At 72.5% G+C, this 6,452-nt stretch carries 3 protein-coding genes and 1 pseudogene; 2 read left to right on the top strand and 2 right to left on the bottom strand.

What is annotated here, in order from left to right; all coding sequences use genetic code 11:
- Window positions 1-270: 270 nt before the first annotated feature.
- Window positions 271-1,524, top strand: a complete 1,254-nt coding sequence (locus FNH08_RS41510; RefSeq protein ID WP_152776690.1) for a hypothetical protein — start codon at window positions 271-273, stop codon at window positions 1,522-1,524.
- Between the two features lie 127 nt (window positions 1,525-1,651).
- A pseudogene (locus tag FNH08_RS41505) lies at window positions 1,652-2,758 on the top strand (nucleotide disphospho-sugar-binding domain-containing protein); the annotation flags it as partial.
- 35 nt (window positions 2,759-2,793) lie between these two features.
- On the opposite strand, the gene FNH08_RS41500 reads toward FNH08_RS41505, so the two are convergent.
- Both FNH08_RS41500 and FNH08_RS41495 read right to left on the bottom strand, forming a co-directional pair.
- Window positions 2,794-3,654: a hypothetical protein gene (locus FNH08_RS41500; RefSeq protein ID WP_152776688.1), complete on the bottom strand. Its 861-nt coding sequence runs from the start codon at window positions 3,652-3,654 to the stop codon at window positions 2,794-2,796.
- A 101-nt stretch (window positions 3,655-3,755) separates the two neighbouring features.
- On the bottom strand, window positions 3,756-6,443 hold the full coding sequence (locus tag FNH08_RS41495; protein WP_456114965.1) for a right-handed parallel beta-helix repeat-containing protein: 2,688 nt from the start codon (window positions 6,441-6,443) through the stop codon (window positions 3,756-3,758).
- Window positions 6,444-6,452 lie beyond the last annotated feature (9 nt).

Genomic DNA, 6,452 nt, shown 5'->3' with positions numbered 1-6,452 from the left:
GGGCCGGTGCGTCACGATGCCGGGCGCGCCCAGGGTTTTCAGGGGCGCGGGGAACGGCGCGACCAGCCACATATGGTCGGCACACGGCCACGGGCCGAACCCGGCAGACGAGACCCCGCCGCCCTGGACTTCCGTCGAGCAACTTGACGCCCACACAAGGCCGTTGCCAGACTCACCCGCCCCCACAGAAATCGCTTGCCACCTCATCGGTTCGCCTGAATCGATTCAGTCGAGGCGGCGAGCGCATAACCCCCCATAGGAGAAGACGAGATGGGACGCAGAGCCGCAGCTCACCTCACCGACGAGGCCGCCCCGGACCGCCGTACTCGTACACCGCGCGCTGTGGTCACCGCCGCCTGCGCCACCGCACTGCTCACCGGCGCCGCCGTGCTGACGGCCCCCGCGAACGCGGTACCGGAACCGGCCCCCGCGACGGAACCGGCCGCCGCTGCCGCGCCACGCGAGGCGGTCGCCGCCTGTGGTGACGGCTCGTACCAGGCGGAGGCGGTGCTGAACGGCAGCACCTGGACCGCCCGGCGCGGCAGCAGCACCGTGTACACGGGCGGCGACATGCGCGCCGCGATGCAGGCGGCCGTGAACAGCCTGACGTCGGGCCGGACCTCGAAGGAACGGGTCGTCGTCCGCGGCTCGGGCTCCATCGCCGCCGGTTCCCGGGTCTCCCTGCCCAGTTACACCGTGCTCGACGTGTGCGGCACGATCAACGTCACCGGATCGGGTTCCGGCGACCAGGCACCGGTCTACGCACGCGGAGCCCGCGACATCGAGGTCCAACACCTGAACCTCACCGGCACCCCGCTCTACGGCGTCTTCATGCGCAACGTCCAGAACGTCGTCCTCGGCCAGATCGACATGCGCCTCTCACGCGGCCTCGGTGTCCGTATCGACAACCGCGGCGACACCAGCCAGTGGACGCGGAACGTCCGGATCGACAACGTGTACGTCTCCGGCGCGAGCAGCCACGCGGTCGAGACGTACGGCGTCGACGGCCTCACCATCGGTACCGTCACCGCGCGCAACGTCGGCGAGTCCGGACTCCTGCTGAACCAGACCATCAACGCCACCGTCACCAAGGTCGACGCGGACGGCGCGGGCGCCGGCACCGGCTACGCGGCCTTCCGCATGGCCAACCGCAACGGCCGGGTGGGCAGCGGCTACCCCACCAACATCCGCGTGGGCGAGGTCATCGCCAAGGGCGGCGGACGCGGTGTCTTCTGCGTCTCCGAGAGCGGTGGCGCCGCCATCGACCGGGTGACCCTCTCCAACACCGGCAACAACGCCATCCTGATCGAGAACTGCTACAACGTGAACATCGCCGCCCAGAGCGGCAGCGTCTCGGGCGGCGGCGAGATCCGGCTCGCAGCCCGCTCGGAGTTCCCGAACAACCGCGACATCACCGTCCAGAACCTGACGGTGACCAACTCGGCCATCCGCGAGAGCCCCTGCGGCGAGAACACGACCTTCCGTAACAACCGCCTGGTCAACAGCCGCGAGGACATCTGCTGAACCACGTCCGGTGTGCGTCCGGGACTCGTCCCCCGGGCGCACACCCGGCCCCCCCCGGTCGCCCAGGAGGCGGCGCCACCCCAGGAGTTGACCCTCCCCTACGTCAGGCAGAAGGCCCTCGCCGCGGACGGACGCCTTCGCGCCGCTGGTACGCAACGCCGGCCTGGAGTTCCCGAGTCTGCCCGCCCGCCCCCGGGGCGACGGCGACCTCGCGGACAGACGGGAACTGATGCGCACGGCCGCCGCCTTCGTCTCCGAGCTGGGTCAGGGCTTCGCCGACGCGGTGGACCGGGGCACCGACCTGCTCCTGCTGTCCACCACGACGGCCCCGCTCGGACGGCACGTCACCGAGGCCACCGGGATCCCGAGTCTCGGGGTGTACCTCCAGCCCACCGCGCCGACCGGCGACTTCCCGCCCGTCGTCATGGGCACCCGCTCACTGGGCCGCCTCGGCAACCGTACGGCCGGACGCTTCGCGCTCCGCATGGCCGACCGGGTCTACGGACAGGCCGTCGCCGACCTGCGCCGCCGCCTTGAGCTGCCCGCCCTCACCGCCTCGGCGATGCGCCGCCGGCAGGAGCGGGCCGACTGGCCCGTCCTGCACGGCTTCAGCACCGCGCTCGTGCCCCGCCCCTCCGACTGGCGTACCGGTCTGGACGTCATGGGCATCTGGTGGCCCCACCTCGACCCGGACGCACAACTCCCCTCCGAAGTGGAGGACTTCCTGGCCGCCGGACCCAGGCCCGTGCTCATCGGCTTCGGCAGCATGGCGGGCGGCGAGGGGGAGCGGATCGGCGACATCGCCGTCCAGGCGCTGCGGAGGGCCGGGCTGCGCGGCATCCTCCAGTCCGGCAGTGCGGGGCTCACGGCCGACGGGGACGGCATCCTCACCATCGGCGAGATACCGCATGAGCTGCTGTTCCCGAGGCTCGCCGCCGTGGTGCACCACGCGGGCGCGGGCACCACGGCCGCGGCCCTTCGCGCCGGAGTACCCACGGTCGCGGTCCCGGTGACGGCGGACCAGCCGTTCTGGGCGGCACGGCTCGCCGCGCTGGGCGCCGCGCCCGCCCCGATCCCCTTCGCGTCCCTCACCGGGGAACGGCTCGCCGACGCCCTCACCCAGGTCACGAGGCGGCAGACGTACGCGCGGGCCGCCGCGACCGTCGCCCGGCACATGGCGACGGAGGACGGCGCGGGCCAGGCGGCCAAAGCCGTCCAGCACCTGACGGGCTGAGACACCGCCGGGACCCGGCCCGCGTACCGCTGCTGTCAGAAGCCGCCCGTGAGGTACTTGTCGTCGGACGAGGTGGTCGTGGCGGTGACGTTGTAGCGGTCGCCGCCCGCGTCACGGTTGCCCTGGTCGTGGTTGTACCCGAACTTGAAGGTGTACGTGCCGGGGTCCAGCGTGACCCCCGCGTTCAGTGTCACCACGTAGTCCAGCTCGCCGCTGGTCCCGCCGGTCGCCACGGTCACCTGGTCCCCGAGGGAGGTCCACGTCCCGGTGTCGGCGACACCACCGGTCTGGATGATCTTGACGACCACCTTGAGGCTGCTGAGGGACTTCGTGGACTTCACGGTGACGGTGCTCTGGTCCCAGTACCCGTTGTCGTCGGCCGAGTCCACGCTCCCGTCGGACCAGAGGAAGCTCGTCGGCTTCTGCTCGGACGAGGTCGTGGACCGCGTGTCCTCGTTCGTTCCGGAGTCATGGGAACTGCCGGAACCGGAGCCTGAACCGCTGGAACCGGACCCCGGAGCGGAGCCGCCGCTCCCGGACCCACCGGAGCCCGTGTCCTGGACCACACCCGACCCCCCGCTGTCCTTCGCACGGCTGTGTTTGTCCGAGGACGCGGTGGCGGACGGTGTACCGCCGTCGGCCGGGCGCTTTTCCCGCGTCTCGGCTTTCTTCTCGGCGGCGGTGGCCACATGGTCCGTACCGAAGTTCCAGTCGATGCGGGAGACGATCGCCGTGGTCCCGACGATGACCAGAACGGTGGCGGCGCAGCCGCCGACGGCGCTCCAGACCCTGCGACCGGGCAGGAACCCGCGCAAGGGAGTGCGCGTCTTGCGGGCGAACAGTTCGGCGAACCCGCCCTCCGAGTGGGTGGGGCGAACGGGGGTCTGCTGCGGCATGAAACGGGTCCTTAGGGGAGTGCCTGGAGTGCCTGCGGGTGGTGAGGGCTGGGGAGGCGAAGAGCTGGTGATGGCTCGGGGAGGCGAAGGGCCGGGGGAGGCTAGGGGAGGTCCTCCGGTGTCAGCGTCATCAGGTCGGACTCCGAGGCTTCCGCCAACTCCGCGACGCGGTACGCCTGGCGCTCCGTCATGGTCTGGAACAGCTGGCGGGCCGCGCGGCCGTTGCCGAACCCCCGGCCCCGGGGGACCGTGTCGAAGTGCGCGGTCAGAGCCTCCCGAGAAGCCGGGGTGAGCTCGTACTGGTGCTGGGCGGCCTGGTGCTCCACGATGCTGACCAGTTCGGCGGAGCCGTAGTCCTCGAAGAGCAGCGTGCGGGTGAAACGTGAGGCCAGACCGGGGTTGGAGCGGACGAACACCTCCATCTCCCTGGGGTATCCGGCGACGATCACCACGACGTCGTCACGGTGGTCCTCCATCAGCTTCAGCAGGGTGGCGATCGCCTCCTGGCCGAAGTCGTTGGTGCCGGTGTACTGGGTGAGCGAGTACGCCTCGTCGATGAACAGGACGCCGCCGCGTGCCTGGTCGAACACCCGCGCCGTCTTCGGGCCGGTGTGCCCGACGTACTCGCCGACCAGCGCCGAGCGGTCGGCCTCGACCAGATGGCCGCGTTCGAGCAGACCGACCGCGGCCAGGATGCGGCCGTAGAGCCGGGCCACCGTGGTCTTGCCCGTGCCGGGGTTGCCGGTGAAGACCAAGTGGCGGCTGAGCGGGGGAGCGGCCAGACCCATCTCCTCACGGCGGCGGACGGTCTGCATCAGCTTCACCAGGGACGACACGTCGTGCTTGACGCGGTCCAGCCCTGCCAGTCCGTCCAGTTCGGCCAGCAGGTCCTCCAGGGTGTCCTCCGGAGGCGCTTCGGTCTCGCGCGCGCTGGTCCCGCCGGCCGCGTTCCCGCCCGCGGCGGACGGCAGCGCCTCCTTGGGGCCGGTCGGCAGCGCCGGGTTGCTCACGTTGCGCGACAGACAGTCGTCGAACACCGGCCGGGCCCCCTTCTCGGCGGCCACATCCTCCTCGGTGTCCCGCACCAGACAGCCCCGCAGCACGGGCGCGCTCCCGGCAGCCACATGGACGGCCGGGAACGACTGGCCGTCGGCGCCGGCCCCGGCGAAGACGCAGTGCTCGAAGACGCCGCGGGCCTTCTCGCCGACGAACAGGTTGTTCTTCCCGCTCCGGGCCACGGTGACGGACTTGACGCGCGGTTCCGCAGCCGGGCCCAGGACCAGCCCGGAACCGGTGGCATCGCGGACAGTGCAGTCCTCGATGCTGGGGGTCGCGCGTTCGCCGACCACGAGTCCGGCGGTGCCGGTGCCACTGATCCGGCAGTCCCGCAGCACGGCCGACGTGGCGGTGCCGCAGGTGATTCCGGCGCGTTCGGCCTCCGTGACGTCGCACTCCTCCAGGACGACCGTCCCGGTGGACTCGGCGCTGATACCGGTCCGGCCCCGCACCACGGACAGCCCGCGCACCCGGGCCTGCGCCGCGGCGTCGATCTGCAGACCCGACAGCCCGCAGTCGCTGACACGGACGCCCTCGACGGTGAGTTCGGCCCGGTCGGTGGCCCGCACGCCGTGCTCGGGCGTGCCTCCGATACGACACGACGTCAGCGACAGCCGGGCGTCGTCGCAGGCGTGCACCGCGCTGAAGCCGCAGTCCCGCACGTCGCTGGAGGCCAGCGTCACCCGGGAGCGGTCGCCCGCGAGCAGCCCGTTGGCGCGGCTGCCACGCATCGAGGTGCCCTCCGCCGACAGGTGCGCGTTGCCGCGGGCCACCAGACACGAGCCGTGCGGGCGGTCCACCTGGCAGTCCACGAGGGCGGCCCTGCTGTCGTCCCCGGCCGTCACACCCGGTCCGGCACCGTCCCGCAGGCGGCAGTTCAGCAGCAGGACGTCACCGGAGCCGGAGACGGCGACGCCGTCCGCGCCGGTGCTGAGTACCTGGCAGTCGGCGAGCACCACGCCGCCCTCCGCGGCCGCCGGGAGTTCCAGGGCCTCCCCGGGGCGGGGGGAGCTCCCCAGCACCCGGATGCCTTCCGCCACCGTCTCCTCCACCCGGCAGTCCAGCGCGGTCACGGTCGCGTCGTCCTCCACCAGCAGCCCGCTGCGGCCGGGGGCATTGATACGGCAGTCGCGCAGTACGGCCCCGGCCCGGCCCCGTACACGTACTCCCGAGCCCGTGACCCTGCGGACCGTCAGCCCGGTGACCTCGGCGGCCGTGGCCGAGCCGAGGACGACACCCGTGCCGTCGACGTCCTCGACCAGCGTGTCGACCAGGTCGGTCGCGCCGGTGGTGTTCGCGTGCACCCCGGCCAGGGCGGCACCGGACACCCGGCAGTCGCGCAGGGCCAGCGACGCGTCACCGCCCGCCTCGACCCGGCCGCCGGAGACCTCGCACCCCTCCAGCTCCAGGCTCCCGGCGGCCACCAGCACGGCCGGCAGCCCGGGGTCCTGCCCCGTCAGCACCAGCCCGACGAGGTGAGCGCCGGAGGCGCCGACCTCCAGGACCGGACGGCCCGGGTCGGCGCCCAGCACCCGAACCGAATGCTCCGCGCCCTCCTCCGGCAGCAGGGACACCGCACGGTCGAGGACGAGCGCTTCGACGTACTCGCCCGGGGCGATACGGATCTCGTCACCGTCGGCGGCGGCGCGCACGGCGGCGGAGATGCTGCGGTGAGCGCCGCGGCCCTTGGGGGCGACCCGGTGCACGGCGGTGGGGGCGGCGGTGGCGGTCACGGGAGCTCC

The sequence above is a fragment of the Streptomyces spongiae genome (genome assembly GCF_009377185.1).
Lineage (GTDB): Bacteria > Actinomycetota > Actinomycetes > Streptomycetales > Streptomycetaceae > Streptomyces > Streptomyces spongiae.
Note: the sequence above shows the minus strand (reverse complement) of the source record. Positions and strands in the feature narration are given on the sequence as shown.

Excerpts from the sequence above, each read along its gene's own strand:
- FNH08_RS41500 (WP_152776688.1), bottom strand. The coding sequence starts at position 3,654 with ATGCCGCAGCAGACCCCCGTTCGCCCCACCCACTCGGAGGGCGGGTTC.
- FNH08_RS41510 (WP_152776690.1), top strand. The coding sequence starts at position 271 with ATGGGACGCAGAGCCGCAGCTCACCTCACCGACGAGGCCGCCCCGGAC.